This window comes from Marinoscillum sp. (assembly GCF_965229915.1).
GTDB lineage: Bacteria > Bacteroidota > Bacteroidia > Cytophagales > Cyclobacteriaceae > Marinoscillum.
This window is the reverse complement of the sequence record NZ_CBDDJZ010000001.1, coordinates 1297154-1311108: the sequence shown is the minus strand read 5'-3', so window position 1 is coordinate 1311108 and position 13955 is coordinate 1297154. Positions and strand designations below refer to the sequence as shown.

Here is a 13955-nt window from a genome sequence, read left to right as displayed (position 1 = left end):
CAACTACCGCCAGCATGTTGCTCGTGGTGTAACAAGCTACAAACTCGACCCAGCTCGGTGATTCACCATTGTTGAATGATAAGACATACTTGTCCATCTCTTAACGCAAATTCTTTCGCTCCCCAGGGGCGAAGAGTAATCTTGCTAAGATTAGGATGCAAATATTCTGGATGTGATGAGCTGATCTTATTAAATACCTCTTCTATGTTTCTTGTCACAAGTCTAAACTCGGGTTGATGTTCCTTAGCCAATTCCTTGTGTTCGAAAAGCATTAGATGGAACTCGTTACTTTCGATTACACAAAATGGTTCTTTTGATGTCAGTTCTTCATGTCCAATTCTAAATCCAAGACAGTTGACAAAAAGCTTGATACCGTCATTGATATTTTGATAATAGACGTTAGGAACTAATCTGGTAAAATTCATGGTCAAATCAGTTTATGATGATGCTACAAAGGTGTTTTTTATTTCCAAACTAAGGTACTTAACCAGAATCAAGATGTTACGAGCTACAAGCTCGCATTGGAAGGTGATGGTTTTAAAGTTTCGGGCTGACTCATGAGCTCTCTTGCTCTCTCAATATTTTGACGATTCTACTGTTGATGATTTCAGACAAGTTCCAATTGTAAAGGTCAGGGTCTGTAGTGCTGTAAAATGCAACCACCACTACATCAATGTCTTCGTAATATTCCGCAAAGCTTTGGTAACCCGGAACCCAACCGGCATGCTTGTATTCATAGATGGAAGAATAAATCTCTTGCTCTTCGGGAGTAAAGAAAGAGCCTGTATTCAGCGCTCTTAGGAAGGTTCCCACATCTTCTGCCGTGGCATGCATGCCATGATCATTGCCTTTTAAGTCATGCGGATACCCGACATGATAGCCGCTCATCACCTCATCTATATTCACATCAATTAGTGAACCGAAGGTGTTTTTGAGATCTAGCGGTACTAGAATTTCCTCTTTGATGAATTGAAAGTTACCATAGCCCAGCTCATCATCCATGATCTTATTGATTAGCAGGTAGTTGGTGTTGCAATACTCATAGTCTTCACCAGGTTCGAAGTTGGCGGGCATGCCCGCAATCAAGGCCAGGCTTTCTTCGAACGTTTCCGTCGGGGAAGCCCAAAAACCTGGAGCATCCGTAAAGTTAGGAATGCCACTTCTATGCTGAACCAGTAACCTCAAGGTAATTTTGTCTGTGTTTTCGATTTTTCCGACCAGTTCTGGCAAATACTCCGCTATGGTTTTATCCAGAGAAAGTCGTCCGGCACTCACCAGTTTGGTGACCGCTACCGCATCGTAGAGCTTGCTGATACTGGCAATCTTAAACAGTGCATCAGGTTTGGCGGGTATCTTGGCATCTCGATCATGCCAGCCGGAAGCAAAATACTGAGGTGGTTGATCAGCTTGATCTACGTAAACGATGATTCCGTCAAATCCATGACCAATGGCTTCATCTGCCTGCTCCTGGACGGTATCTGGTAGTGGCAGTATCCATGCTTTCACCAGCAGCCATGGGACAAAAAATAAGGAAATGGCGGTTCCAACAAACAGCAGTATTCTAACAACAATGGTTTTTCGAGAGGTCATGGTTATGTAGGTTTAATAGTGGTTATCTGAAGTAAAGAGGTCGTTTAAAAGTAATAATTAAGGTGTAATTGAAATTCTAGATTCACTCCCGTTTCATCAAAAAAGTCTGTTGAATGAAACCCCTCATAGGGGTTTTCGGAGGATTTGTTATAGGTGAATGTACCGATTTTAACATTAGTGCCCAGGAAAGCACTTTCAAAGAGTTTGATTTGAAAACCATACCCAGCATTCAGAAACAGGTAGTTGTAGGTGGCTCGGTAGTAGGTGTTTCGTTGATTGTGAACAATGGCCAGTTGCGTGACGAAATAGAGGTTGAATTTCCTTGTTGTTCCATTAGGGAAGTATTTGTAGTTGATATCTCCACTGAGTAATGTCTGGTCTGACCGATCAAAAGGATTGAAACCAAGTCCTAGTTCGAACTGATTGTTACCCTTCAAATAAGCCAGACTTGGTGTAGCTTGAACGGCACCAAGTTCTCCAATAAAACAAGTATTTAAACTAGCACCCAATTTACCTGTGTTGTCCACATCACTTATTTGTGCTTGAAGCATCACCGGAAATAAAAGTATTTGAATGATTAGTATGAATCGTATCATGATCTGATTTTGTGGTTAGTGGTTCATTTCGATGATTCGGACAATGCGCTTGTAGAGTCTTTTGAGTTCGAGCCAGTAGATTTCTTTGCCGCTGGTACTGACAAACTGGACTACTACCGCGTCTATGTCTGGATGGTAGCGAGCGATGCTGGTGTAGCCGGGCAACCATCCGGTATGTTCGTAAGGGTAGACGGACGTGTAAATAGTCTGCTCCTCAGGCGAAAGCAGGCTTCCATCGATGAGTGCTCTTAAAAAGACACTCACATCTTCGGCAGTAGCGATCATGGATCCACCAGGTAGGGGAAATTCCCAGTCCTTTACATCAGGTTCCCAACCTTTCAGGTAACCACTCATCAGCTCTTCCATGGCTACATCGGCTGGGATGTTGTACGTATGACTCAAACCAAGTGGAGTCAACAGCTCGTCTTGGATATAGGTATGATGAGAGTAGCCCAATGTCCGGTCAAGGATTTCTCCGATTAACAGATAGTTGGTGTTAGAATACCGATACTTTTTGTTAGGCTCAAATACCGCTGATTTGTTATAAATACGAGCAGCGAAGGAGAGGTAATCATCAAATGTTTCGCCGGCAACTTCTGGTTCAGAACTGTAATCCAATATGCCGCTTCGGTGCTGGAGCATCATCTTCAGAGTAATCTGATCCGCATATTCAATGCGACCAGTTACTTCTGGGATATACTCTGCCAGCGTTTTGTCCAGTGATAATTTCTCATCAGCAACCAATCGTGTGGTAGCAGCCGCGATGTATAGCTTGCTGATACTTGCAATCTTGAACAAAGCCTGTGGGTCTGCAGGAATCTGGTCTTCACGGTTTTTCCACCCCGCAGCGTACAGCTGGATGTCATCTGGCCGATTGATACAGACGATGACACCATCCATACCCTGAGCCACTGCATCATTTAGTTGCTCTTGGACAGTGTTTGGCAAAGGCTGTAGACCAAAGGCACAGCCAGATAAAATGACCGTAATACAAGCAAATGCAACGGATGAAATTGGTGTAAATCGCTTTTTCATTTTGTTGGATTGTTAAGTTTTTAATCAGCTACAAAGGTGGCTCGCTGATTTCAGGTACTGTTATAAGCTATGTGGCGAATGCTATCAATTTTGAAGATGCAATAGAAACTATGCTTCATACATATCATTTATGAAGCAGCAGCACATTCCTTCTAGAAATTCAACAGGAAAACTTAGCGCCATAACCTTATAGGTTTTTGTGCTGAGGTAAGCTAGATAAGCATCGCCTCCAGAAATACTGAATTTAGGATGCAGGAGATCGATTCAAATAGGAACAGTTGTCAGATTCGCTTAGTCGACTACACCTGGGTAATGACCTATGGGATCACCTGCAAAAGGAAGTTGATGCATCTTGTGGCATGATAAGACTTTGTTTCAAATTTCTTATTTTCATTGGCAGAAACGATCATCTAGCCGTAGCATGCCTTTTGTCAGCAGTAGTATTTATCACAAAGCCAAGAAGCTCGCTCTCTCGGAAGGGTTGGATGCTACGGTATTTGATGGTCATAATGGGTCGAGTGAGCTTCAGGGCGGTGCCAAGTACATTCCTATTGATCTGCTTTTTGACACCTATGAAGCTGCTGATGCACAACTCGCTCCGGGATTTGCGGTAAGACAAGGCAAGCAGCTGGATTCGGATGATTATGGCACGCTCGGCATGTCCTGGAAAACCAGCTGGCAAGCGCGAGATGTCTTTGATCGGTTGGTCAGGTTTATGGTGTTGGTCACCGACCATGGCAGCATCAAACTTGAAGAGCAGCAAGGATGCACCTCTATTAATTTGGATCGTCCGGCTCATCGTAGAGGTGTGGAAATAGCTAACGAGGTAAGCCTGGTAATGCTCACCAATATCCTTCATGAAATTACAGGTCAAGCCATTCGTCCCATGGAGGTATGCTATCAACATTCGCCAGCAAATCCAGCAGCATTTGAAGACTTTTTTCAATGTGATGTACGCTTTAACCAGCCAGTATCTTCGCTAAAGTTTAAAACTTCAGACTTGTCCATTCAGACTCTCAAAGCAGATCGCACCATCAATGCCTATTTGCTGGAGCGCATGGATGAAGAGAAACGAGGCATTCATGCCAACTCTGACCAGCTTATAGGGGAGATTCATCAGCTTATTGAGCAGGCATTACCTAGTGGCATTCCGAGTCTTGTACAGGTTAGTGAGTTTTTGGGTATGAGTCCCCGTACACTCAAGCGGAGGCTTTCAGAAAAAGGTATTTCCTTTCGGGAATATGTTCAGAAGATCCAAAAGGAGGTTGCCATGACTCTCATCCGAAATACCTCCCAATCCATGGCAGAGATCGCTTTTCAGACGGGTTTTTCTGAACAGAGCGCCTTCAATCGGGCTTTCAAGCGCTGGACAGATCAATCACCAGCGGACTACCGAAAAAACCTCTAATTCTGGTATTTGGCCTCAAGTGTCAAGGGATTGGCACATTGGGTCAAGAAATAGGTAAGTCTTCAGATCAATTTTACTTCAGAATTTAAACTGGAAGTAAAATGAAACGACATCTATCAAGCTTTAACACAAAATCAATAACAAAAGAAGCACGACTGACCGGTTTGATGTATCTGGTAGTCATCGTATGTGCTGGATTTAGTCAAGGGTACGTTCGTGCCAACCTGTACATCCCGGGAGATGCAGTAGCTACGGCTACCAATATCATGGAAAACTCTGGTCTCTTCAGACTTGGGTTAGTCTCCGACCTCATTGCCTTCATTCTAGATGCGGTGATCTCCGTGATGTTTTATCAAATGTTAAAGCCCTATGGCAAGACGCTCGCCCTAGTTTCCTCGTCACTGAGGTTGCTGGCACACCCGGCTATTGGAGCCATCAACTTATTGAATCACTACATGGCCCTGGATGTGCTGGCTGGTATGGAAATGATGACCGGGTTTGAAGTGATCGAGATACAAACATTGAGTCTATGGTTCATGAATGCACACCGTTATGGCTATTTACTTGCCGGAGGGTTCTTTGGAGTTCACTGTCTACTTCTGGGGTTTCAACTGACCAGATCCAGACTGATGCCCGTCTTTTTCGGAGTGGCCATGATGATAGCTGGAGTAGGCTATCTGATGGAAACATTTGGCGATTTTTTATTTCCCGGTAATGAAGTGTGGCTGGCCTGGGTCGTGGGCTTATCTGCCGCACTGGGAGAGGTGGAGTTGACGCTTTACCTGCTCATCAAAGGAGTAAAGTCTAACCCTAAAACTGAAAACCAATGAAAGCGATAGTCTACGAACAATATGGAGGACCGGAGCAAATGATGCTCCGAGAGATCGAACGTCCCAATCCAGGACCAAAAGAAGTGCTGGTTAAAATATTGGCTGCATCCGTCAACAAGGCAGATTGGCACCTATTAACAGGTGAGCCATTTCCAATCCGAATGATGGCCGGGATGTTTCGTCCGAAATACAAAACGCTCGGAGCTGATGTAGTAGGAGTGGTAGAACGAGTAGGAGCGGAGGTGTCCCAATTCAAAGTAGGCGATGAGGTATTTGGAGAACTTTCTGCCACTGGTTTTGGTGGGTTTGCCGAATACGTCACTACGGATGAAAGCCACTTGGCCAGGAAACCATCCAATCTTACCTATGAAGAAACCGCTGCTTTACCCATGGCGGCCGTCACTGCCTTGCAGGGATTGCGCTCAAAAGGAGGAATCCGAAAGGATCAAAAAGTTTTGATTAATGGTGCTTCCGGTGGAGTAGGAGGTTTTGCCATACAAATTGCCAAATACTTTGATGCAGAAGTAACAGCGGTCTGTAGCACCAGCAAAGTGGAGCTAGCCTGGAATCAGGGAGCAGACCGTATTCTGGACTACAAGGAATTTGATTTTACGGAAGGTAAAAGTCGATATGATTTGATCTTCGATGTGGTTGGGAATCATTCCATTCGAGCAATTAGCGGGGTTTTGAAGGATGGTGGTACTTATGTAAGTTGTGCCTTTTCCATGGGTGCACTGTTTTTGGGTCCCTGGTTGTCCCTGGCTAATGGAAAGAAGTTTACCAATCTGATGGCAAGCACCACTAGTGCGGATTTGCAAACTATCTCCAAGATGGCTGAGGAAGGGTTCATCAAACCTGTTATTCAGCAGATCTTCACGCTAGATGACGTGCCCGAGGCACTAGGGGTGATTGGGGACGGAAGTGCTGAAGGTAAGCTGGTGATCTCCATATAAAAGCAGCTATGTCGGAGATACATACCGGCACAGCTATCTCTTCACGTAAATTTCAAATCCTCATGAAAACTTTGTTAGTCATTCCCTATTTAGTGAGCCTGCTAATTGTCTCATTTCCAGCGATGGGCCAGGATCAAGAAGCTGTTACCATTCATTATCCAGAGTCAGATCTACTTGGTGTCCAAGAGCGACACGTTATTGACAGTGCAATAAATGCTTACTCAAATGAACTCAGAAACTTATTACCTACTTTGCCGAACTCAATTATTATCCAGGTGAAGTTGGTGCCCAACGACCTGTCAACAGTATTTGGTGTCACTGGAAGAGCTGATAGTAATGATCCGAAGGGTGAGTTGGTGATTATGATCTCCACTTCTTATCCTGGTGGAATATTGGCAGCAGTACGTGACGGACTGGCCAATGTCATTTATCACGAACTGCATCATATAGCTCACGGGTGGACCATGGCCAATAGCCATTTGTCAAGCAGTATTTTATCGGCAGCAGTCAATGAAGGTCTTGCAGTTGTTTTTGCTGAGCAGTACACTCATCAAATTAAGTCAGCTAATGCCTACCCACCGAATGTCGATGAATGGGTACTGGATATTATGGCTTTGCCAGATGGAGCTAATTACTCCCACTGGGTTTCGGGGACAAACCCGGATGGCCGGCAATACATCGGCTATCGTGCTGGAAAATATTTGATAGAGGAGGCCCTGAAGAATTCAAATTATGATATCCTGCAGCTGAGTAATCTAGACGTTGCTGAAATCGTCAATCTTGCCGGCTTTTAGATAACTTCCACCTCCAAATTCTATTCTTATATCTAAGGTTGATGATTATATGGATGCAATCGGAAAGGTAATGACAAAGGTAGTTCCCTTGCCCGGTTTTGAGTCTACTGAAATATGTCCCCGATGGTTTTGGATGATCTCATAGGTAATAGATAGTCCCAGGCCGGTTCCGGCGCCTGGAGGCTTGGTGGTGAAAAATGGATCCATCACCTTGGAGAGGTTCTCTTTAGGGATCCCAACTCCGTTATCAGATATGAAAACGCTGATGTGTTGATTGCGCATTCGGGTTTTAATAGTAATGGTACCCTCTCTTTCAATAGCATGACAGGCATTGGTCAGGAGATTGAGAAATACCTGAAAGAGGTTGCCAACATTGCCGTGAATAGGTGTCAGTGAACTGTAATCTTTGATTACTTCTATACGGTCTTTTAATAAATTGTTTAGCATCACCAGACAACTGTCCAATATTTCATTGATCCGGCAGGTCTCCTGCATCGATTGGCCTTTGCGACTGAATTGATTCAGACTTTTTACAATGTTGGAGGTTCTGTTGATACCTTCCTCTATGGTCTTTTTATAGTTGAGGAGTTCCTGGTCCAGCGTTTTGTTTTTTTCTTCCAGGTAATCAAATACAGAAAACATCCCTCCACGAATGAAGTTTAGCGGATTGTTGATTTCATGGGCCACCCCAGCGGCAAGCACTCCCAGAGAGGCCATTTTTTCTGATTGGATCAGCTGACCCTGGGTTTGCTTGAGCTCTTCAATGGTCTGTTTCAGTTGCTGGTGACCTGCTTTGAGTTCGCGGTTTTTGATCTCAAGTTGCTTGGTTCTCAAATCCACCTGTATCTGTAGTAATTTCTTTCTTCTCACCAGGCTGGAAGTTTGCCAATGGATGAGTAAGAGTGCTATTATTACTAGCGAAAATGCCAAAAGGATCTGAACCCACTGTCTTTCCCACCACTTAGGCTTCACTATGATGCCGATGCTTTTAATGTCCCGACTCCAGATATGATGTTGGTTGGCGGCTTGTATCTTTAGTGTATACTCGCCAGGAGGCAGGTTGGTATAGGTGATGTTTCGTTTATGCCCGTCTCGGATCCAATCCTCATCATATCCTTCTAGTATGTGCTGATACTGCAATCGGTCAGGAGAATGGTAGTTGATACCAGTAAAGGAGATTTCAAAATCTCGTTGGGACTCATTTAGACTTATTTCTTTAGCAATCGCAAGGAGTGTATTCTTGCTTTTAATCCCCTGGATGTTGATGTGTACACTGGAGCTATCTATGGTAAAGTCGTCGGTGTTGATGGTGGCTATTCCGTCGATGGTCGGCCACCATGTCAGCCCATCAGCACTCCTGGCAATCATGCCTGGGCCATTGCCTTCTTTCATCCCATCTGCCCCCGAGAGGTTTAGACAGGAGACGTAGTTGATGTGGCCAGCCGCATAGTCATTGAGCATCTGCTTTGATGTCATGAACAAGCCCAGATTCCCCAGCATCCACATGCGTCCATGACGGTCTTCATGAATTCTGGAGATGATGTTTTCGGATAGGCCCGATTCAGTGTTGATTATGGTGGTGTCCTCTCCATTGATCCGGGTCATCCCGCCTCCATAACTCCCCATCCAGATTGTTCCTTCCTGGTCCTGATAGATACTTCGAATGGCTCCCGGAGGTAGTCCATCCTGTTTGGTAATTAGCTGGTGTTCATCGCCCGAAAGGATAACAAGTCCCTGGGTAGTGCCTATCCAGATTTTATTACCTATTTCTGTGATGGTGTGGATGCCATTTCCTTGCTGAATATTGATTTGCGACAGCTGCCCATTTTCGTACTTAAAGATCATTCCATCAAAAGTTCCTATCCAGAGTACTCCAGTTTGATCCATATAGATGCATGAGGTCCTGATATTGATTTTTGAAGGTAGTAGCAGCAAAGTATCCACTCCATCCCGTGTGAGGTAACCAACCATGCGAGAAGTGCTCATGAGAACTCTCCCGGTATTTTTATCATAGTGCAGCGACTGGACGCAGCGATTGGGTTGGCTAACGTAAAATGACTGTCCGTCATAGTGCACCAAATAGTCACACAAGGTGCTGAACCAAACACCCCCTTGACCATCGGTCACCACTGGCCCCACAGGTTGAGGTACATTGCCTGGTGTCTCCCATACATTGATGGCCCGCTCAGCTACCAGGTACATGCCTGATCCTTCAGTGCCAATCCAGATTCCACCCCGACCATCTCTCATCAAATCGTTTACGTTGATATCTGCTATGATCTCTTGAAAAGAGGTAATTTCCTGGTCTTCAAGCTCTAGTAAATACAAACCGGATGGTGTTCCAAGCCACAGCTGATTTCCATCAATCAGGAGATCACGAGAGTTTTTGATAGCAGAAGGCAAGTGGATAGTGTCGGAATCCAATAAGTCTGCAACGTTTACGCGGATCAGCCTGTCGGGATACAGTGCCCAAAGCGTGTTGTTTCGCTTGACGAAGGACAGATTCTGAGCAGGGATAATCTCCACTCTATTGCTGATCTCCGAGCCATCAAAGAATAGCATTTCTTGCTTCTGGTCTGTTCTGCTCATACTTTTAGCTACGAATAGAGAGCTATGCTCATCTGAGAGGTCTATGAGGTCTTCGCTTACCCCTGGGTCCATCACTTCAGTGACTGAGTCCCTAACCAGGACTTTTAGGCCATTTTCAGTGGCAAGCCAATGAGTAACAGAGTCAATTTGCACGACACCACTGTACTTAATTAGCTCCATGGGTGTATTGGCACCAAACACTGAGAACTCCCCGTTGCTGTAGCGGGTCATGCCTACGCCTTCATGTAAAAACCAAAGATTACCTCCATGATCTTCGTAGATTTCAATCAGTCTGTTGGACCCAAGATCAGGTGTGTTACCAATATTGTAGTGGGTGAAGTCAGATCCATCAAACTTCACTAGTCCCCCAAAAGAGGCCATCCAAACGATTCCATCCCGAGCGATGATGATGTCGCGAATGGAGTTTTGAGCAAGACCATTACTGGTAGTCCAGTTTTTGATGGTGTATTTATCTGAGCTTTGGAGTTGTAAAGAGGGCTGAGCGGAGACTAAACAGCCCACCAATAACGAGAGTAGGAGTAAGTTCACTCTCATTGGCAAAAAAGGGCAGTTAATGGTAGACAAAGCTGGATCAAAGTGGTTCAGGATGATGTAATACTCGAAGTAATTACGGGAATTTTAGTTGGTTTTCAAAGATCGCCCTACCGAGCAGGGGAAAACTCCGCTAGACCAGCAAATGTTGGTGTGAAGTGGGTTTAAAGACTACCAGCGAGAATTATTGGGTGGTGAATGAGTTTGAGTGAATTCTCTGCATCAGACATTTTCAGTGGTTTATGGCTGTCGTTAGCCTGATCTATGGCAAGCATTAGGGGTAACAGGGAATTCACTACTTCTCCAAATAGTCTCGTAAGCTTTTGATGGTATCAAATGGTGTGTCCACGGAGCCAGCATTGGCGAGCCAGGTAGGGATGGAACCGCCAGGATCTGCCACGAGCTGGTAGGTGACTTTGGTTTCCCGATCGCTCATCCGCTCCAGCAGCCAATAGCCTTTTAAGAAAGGAATCCTTGTTTTGCCTTCATTGGTCGGCTTGTACTCTGGTAGTGCTGTGATGTTTACCTTCACCCCATTACTTACTTCTTCATATTCAAACTGAGCATACGAATCCCGGTCTTGCAAAGGGAACGGAACGTCGGTTACTGTATAGTGGATCTGCTTGTTTCCATTTCGGGAAATAAGTTTCGATTCTTCGCAGTTGGCCCATTCGTGCATTAGATCCGCGTTCTCCAGGATACTCACCAATGATGCAACTGAAGCTTTGATCACACCCACTCCCTTAAATTCATCCAGATCTGATTCCTCGGAATCTCGTGTGTACACTTGTATGCCATCCTTGTCTTTCTTTAGTTGCCAGTTAGTTTCCTGAGCTACCATTGTCAGGATGTTGCCCATCATGAAGCTGGCTAATAGTACGGATTTAGTTTTTAGCCAGGGCATTGATTGCTGGATTTTCGAGGTATTGTAGATCGGGTGCTTCAGTGATGGTTTTGATCATTACCACACCAATTCGGGTGGTAGTGGTGACGCTGTTCATCTTTCGAAAGAACCCGAAGAATGGTCGCATGATTTTATAAATAGTGTTGTAAAGGTTGGTCCTCGACTCGATTCCTTTTTCTGGTATGATAAATCCGGGACGAAACATATAGGCTTTTGCAAAACCTTTGGCCAATACATAATTTTCGGTGCGGCCTTTCACACGAGCCCACATTTGCCGACTTTTTTCCTCACTGTCTGTGCCAGTGCCGGATACGTAGTTAAAAGTCATTCTCGGATTCATATCGTAGCAAATATCGGCGAGCGTTTTGGTCACATCAAGTGTCAGCTTGCTGTACTCGGCTTCACTCATCCCTACTGCGGATACGCCCATGCAGTGAAAGCATGCGTCTGGTGTTCCTAATTGGCTTTTTACTGTAGCTAGCTCCAAGAAGTCCCGCAGGATGACTTCTTTGATTTTTTTGTCTGTGACTTTGGAGGGAGAGCGGTTGATCAATGTAATGGATTCAATAGATGGATCATCGATGCATTCTAAAAGAACGCCCTTGCCGATCATACCTGTGGAGCCAGTGATGAGTACATGTGCCATGATTCAATTTAGTGATTGTTGAGTTTACAAAGCTCGCAACAGGATGGTAATTTGTTCAACACAAACTCCGGAGGGTCCAACACTAAAGATGTATGTTCAGATCATTGTAGCATAAAGCTCCCCTTGTCAAACTCATTTCCACATAAAGTAATTGAGAAATTTACACTGGCTCCACGCATTTCATCGTAGGTTAGGTTAAGTAACTCCTCAAGGTCCAGGTCTGCGGAAAGGTATGCTTCGGTGAGTTCGGTTTCTGCATCGATTTCAATTACTTCAGTTGTCAACTGCAATGGGAAATCAGCGCTAAACTCATTCCCATTATTAAGATAGACAGTACCATAGTCGGCTTTTTCTTTTGGGAAGAGTAATAGGCCAAATCCCTGATCTACTCTAAAGAACGAATGGAATTTAACGTTGAAGTTGGTTTCAGTTATTGGGCCTTGCCAGTCATCATTAATCAAAGGTTGCCCAAAATCGAAGTTACCAGTGAGATTACTGGAGATTTCACTGCAAAAGTCTGTGGAAGTAACACTTATTTCAGCATTATGACCTGGTTCTGCACCATTTTCAGTTTCGCAGAAATAAGTTATCTCCAGATTATAGTTACGGTTCGTTTCATTCAGTTCAAAGGGTAGATTCCAGTAGAAAATAGGCTCTTCAGCATTACCAAGAGATATCCACTCCTCCTCGGGAAAGCTGCTGACTTGATACGTTTTAGTATATCCATCTACTCGACCAAAAGCTGGACCATCAATAGACAATTCGATGTATTCTACATCATCATAAATCTCGGCATAAATGGTGCCCAATAGAATTTTCTCTTCCCCTGTACCCATGATAATATCTGGAGCGATTTCACTATCACAATTTTTCAGCGTGTCACGAAATGAAGGCTCTTCCTCTTCGCCACAGGCGTATATGAGCGACAGAATTAATAAGAAAATGCAGTTTTTGGCGGTTTTCATTTTTTATGAGGTTAGTTATTAGTTATCATTCCAACTTTAAAAAAATATGACACAACGTCAAAATATGGTTTGTAGTTTCATAGGGTGTTTTGTGAATACCCTTCACAGTATAATGATCACAGATTCTGCTATTAGTCAGTGCTCGACTTGCTATCTCCATGTATATTTTGACTAAGAGTAAAGGTTATAAGTTTTTAAAATATCCAGTAGCAATCAGCTGTGCATCGTTTATCCTGAGTTGCTCTTTCAGGTTCAAACATTCCTTTAGCAGTAATTCGTCTGAAAGCATACCCGACTGATCAATCGCTTCTATCTCCAGGAAATGTTCACCTGTGGGGAGTTGGTCCAGGTGAATTTTGAGGTGGTTTTGGAAGTAGATATGGCGTCTCTTTTTGATTTGCCCGATTGCTTTCTGTGTAGCCTTCAGCTCGTCAATGGCTTGTCTTGTTGGGTTTTGATCATATCGATAGACGGTGGTGCGCTCCACTCCGTTTTCCTGATGTCTTTCGTAGTGCATGATCGCGTTCTCGATAGTACCCTGGCGCCATTTCAGTTTGCCCTCCGTTGTTTCAAAATAGGTGTCGACTTGATGATCCAGTCCTTTGTATTCCGCCAGATCCTGTAGCAGTCTTTGCAGCTCTCTTGGGTTATCAATTCGTGCTTTGAGCGTGATGTCCTTGTATGTCACAGGTCTAACTTTACCAGTTGTCCCTTGCGTTTGACGATGTTCTTGTAGTCCCACTGGATGCGTTCAGATTTAGCTAACCATCGTTTCAGTTTGACGGTATCAATAGCATCTGGTGAATGGTAGAAAATGGAGGCATCTTTAAACTTGGGTCCTTTTACATCTAAATCATCCTCCTCAAAATCGGCCCCACTCCAGAACATCAATCGGATTCCTTTTTTCTGTTTGCTGTACCCAACGATTGGGTTGCCATTCAGAAACCATACGGGGTGACCATGCCAGATTTTATTTTCTGCATTGGACAAGTACAAATCAATGGTATCAGCTAGTATTTGAGTAATCTGCTGATCCGTTTCAGACTGCTCCAGATTGTATTGAGCTACATGAGGGTTCATAAGACTAAATCTA

At 44.2% G+C, this 13955-nt stretch carries 14 protein-coding genes; 4 read left to right on the top strand and 10 right to left on the bottom strand.

Features of this window, described 5'->3' with window-relative positions:
• Positions 1–62 precede the first annotated feature (62 nt).
• From ACO067_RS05585 to ACO067_RS05570, 4 genes are all read right to left on the bottom strand, one after another.
• Positions 63–425: a hypothetical protein gene (locus tag ACO067_RS05585; protein ID WP_421871672.1), complete on the bottom strand. Its 363-nt coding sequence runs from the start codon at positions 423–425 to the stop codon at positions 63–65.
• Between the two features lie 130 nt (positions 426–555).
• Positions 556–1590 (bottom strand): serine hydrolase domain-containing protein, encoded by a 1035-nt coding sequence (locus ACO067_RS05580; protein ID WP_421871670.1) that lies wholly within the window; start codon positions 1588–1590, stop codon positions 556–558.
• Between the two features lie 44 nt (positions 1591–1634).
• Entirely contained in the window at positions 1635–2186 is a 552-nt protein-coding gene (locus ACO067_RS05575; RefSeq protein WP_421871669.1) for a hypothetical protein, read from the bottom strand.
• Positions 2187–2201: 15 nt separating this feature from the next.
• On the bottom strand, positions 2202–3221 hold the full coding sequence (locus tag ACO067_RS05570; protein ID WP_421871667.1) for a serine hydrolase domain-containing protein: 1020 nt from the start codon (positions 3219–3221) through the stop codon (positions 2202–2204).
• Positions 3222–3642: 421 nt separating this feature from the next.
• On the opposite strand from ACO067_RS05570, the gene ACO067_RS05565 reads away from it, so the two are divergent.
• The 4 genes from ACO067_RS05565 (at position 3643) to ACO067_RS05550 (ending at position 7206) form a co-directional block, all read left to right on the top strand.
• The gene (locus tag ACO067_RS05565) at positions 3643–4629 is read left to right on the top strand and encodes a helix-turn-helix domain-containing protein (RefSeq protein ID WP_421871664.1); all 987 of its coding nucleotides are present in this window, start codon (positions 3643–3645) and stop codon (positions 4627–4629) included.
• Between the two features lie 101 nt (positions 4630–4730).
• A complete protein-coding gene (locus ACO067_RS05560; RefSeq protein ID WP_421871662.1) occupies positions 4731–5459 on the top strand; it encodes a DUF4386 domain-containing protein in 729 nt (242 codons plus the stop codon).
• Positions 5456–6412, top strand: coding sequence for an NAD(P)-dependent alcohol dehydrogenase (locus ACO067_RS05555; protein ID WP_421871660.1), 957 nt, complete (start codon positions 5456–5458; stop codon positions 6410–6412). The genes ACO067_RS05560 and ACO067_RS05555 overlap by 4 nt, the downstream gene beginning before the upstream one ends.
• Before the next feature lie 62 nt (positions 6413–6474).
• Positions 6475–7206 carry a DUF2268 domain-containing putative Zn-dependent protease gene (locus tag ACO067_RS05550; protein ID WP_421871658.1) on the top strand — a complete coding sequence of 244 codons (732 nt, stop codon included), beginning with the start codon at positions 6475–6477 and terminating at the stop codon, positions 7204–7206.
• 45 nt (positions 7207–7251) lie between these two features.
• Here ACO067_RS05550 and ACO067_RS05545 read toward each other — a convergent pair whose 3' ends face one another.
• The 6 genes from ACO067_RS05545 to ACO067_RS05520 all read right to left on the bottom strand — a co-directional run bounded on the left by ACO067_RS05545 (position 7252) and on the right by ACO067_RS05520 (position 13942).
• A complete protein-coding gene (locus ACO067_RS05545) occupies positions 7252–10350 on the bottom strand; it encodes an ATP-binding protein (protein ID WP_421871656.1) in 3099 nt (1032 codons plus the stop codon).
• A 292-nt stretch (positions 10351–10642) separates the two neighbouring features.
• Entirely contained in the window at positions 10643–11251 is a 609-nt protein-coding gene (locus tag ACO067_RS05540; RefSeq protein WP_421871654.1) for an START domain-containing protein, read from the bottom strand.
• A complete protein-coding gene (locus tag ACO067_RS05535; protein ID WP_421871651.1) occupies positions 11232–11897 on the bottom strand; it encodes an NAD-dependent epimerase/dehydratase family protein in 666 nt (221 codons plus the stop codon). Before ACO067_RS05535 ends, ACO067_RS05540 begins: the two co-directional genes overlap by 20 nt.
• A gap of 101 nt (positions 11898–11998) precedes the next feature.
• On the bottom strand, positions 11999–12862 hold the full coding sequence (locus ACO067_RS05530; RefSeq protein ID WP_421871649.1) for a hypothetical protein: 864 nt from the start codon (positions 12860–12862) through the stop codon (positions 11999–12001).
• 184 nt (positions 12863–13046) lie between these two features.
• A complete protein-coding gene (locus ACO067_RS05525; RefSeq protein WP_421871646.1) occupies positions 13047–13550 on the bottom strand; it encodes a CYTH domain-containing protein in 504 nt (167 codons plus the stop codon).
• The gene (locus ACO067_RS05520) at positions 13547–13942 is read right to left on the bottom strand and encodes a DUF1801 domain-containing protein (RefSeq protein ID WP_421871644.1); all 396 of its coding nucleotides are present in this window, start codon (positions 13940–13942) and stop codon (positions 13547–13549) included. The genes ACO067_RS05525 and ACO067_RS05520 overlap by 4 nt, the downstream gene beginning before the upstream one ends.
• Positions 13943–13955: the final 13 nt, after the last annotated feature.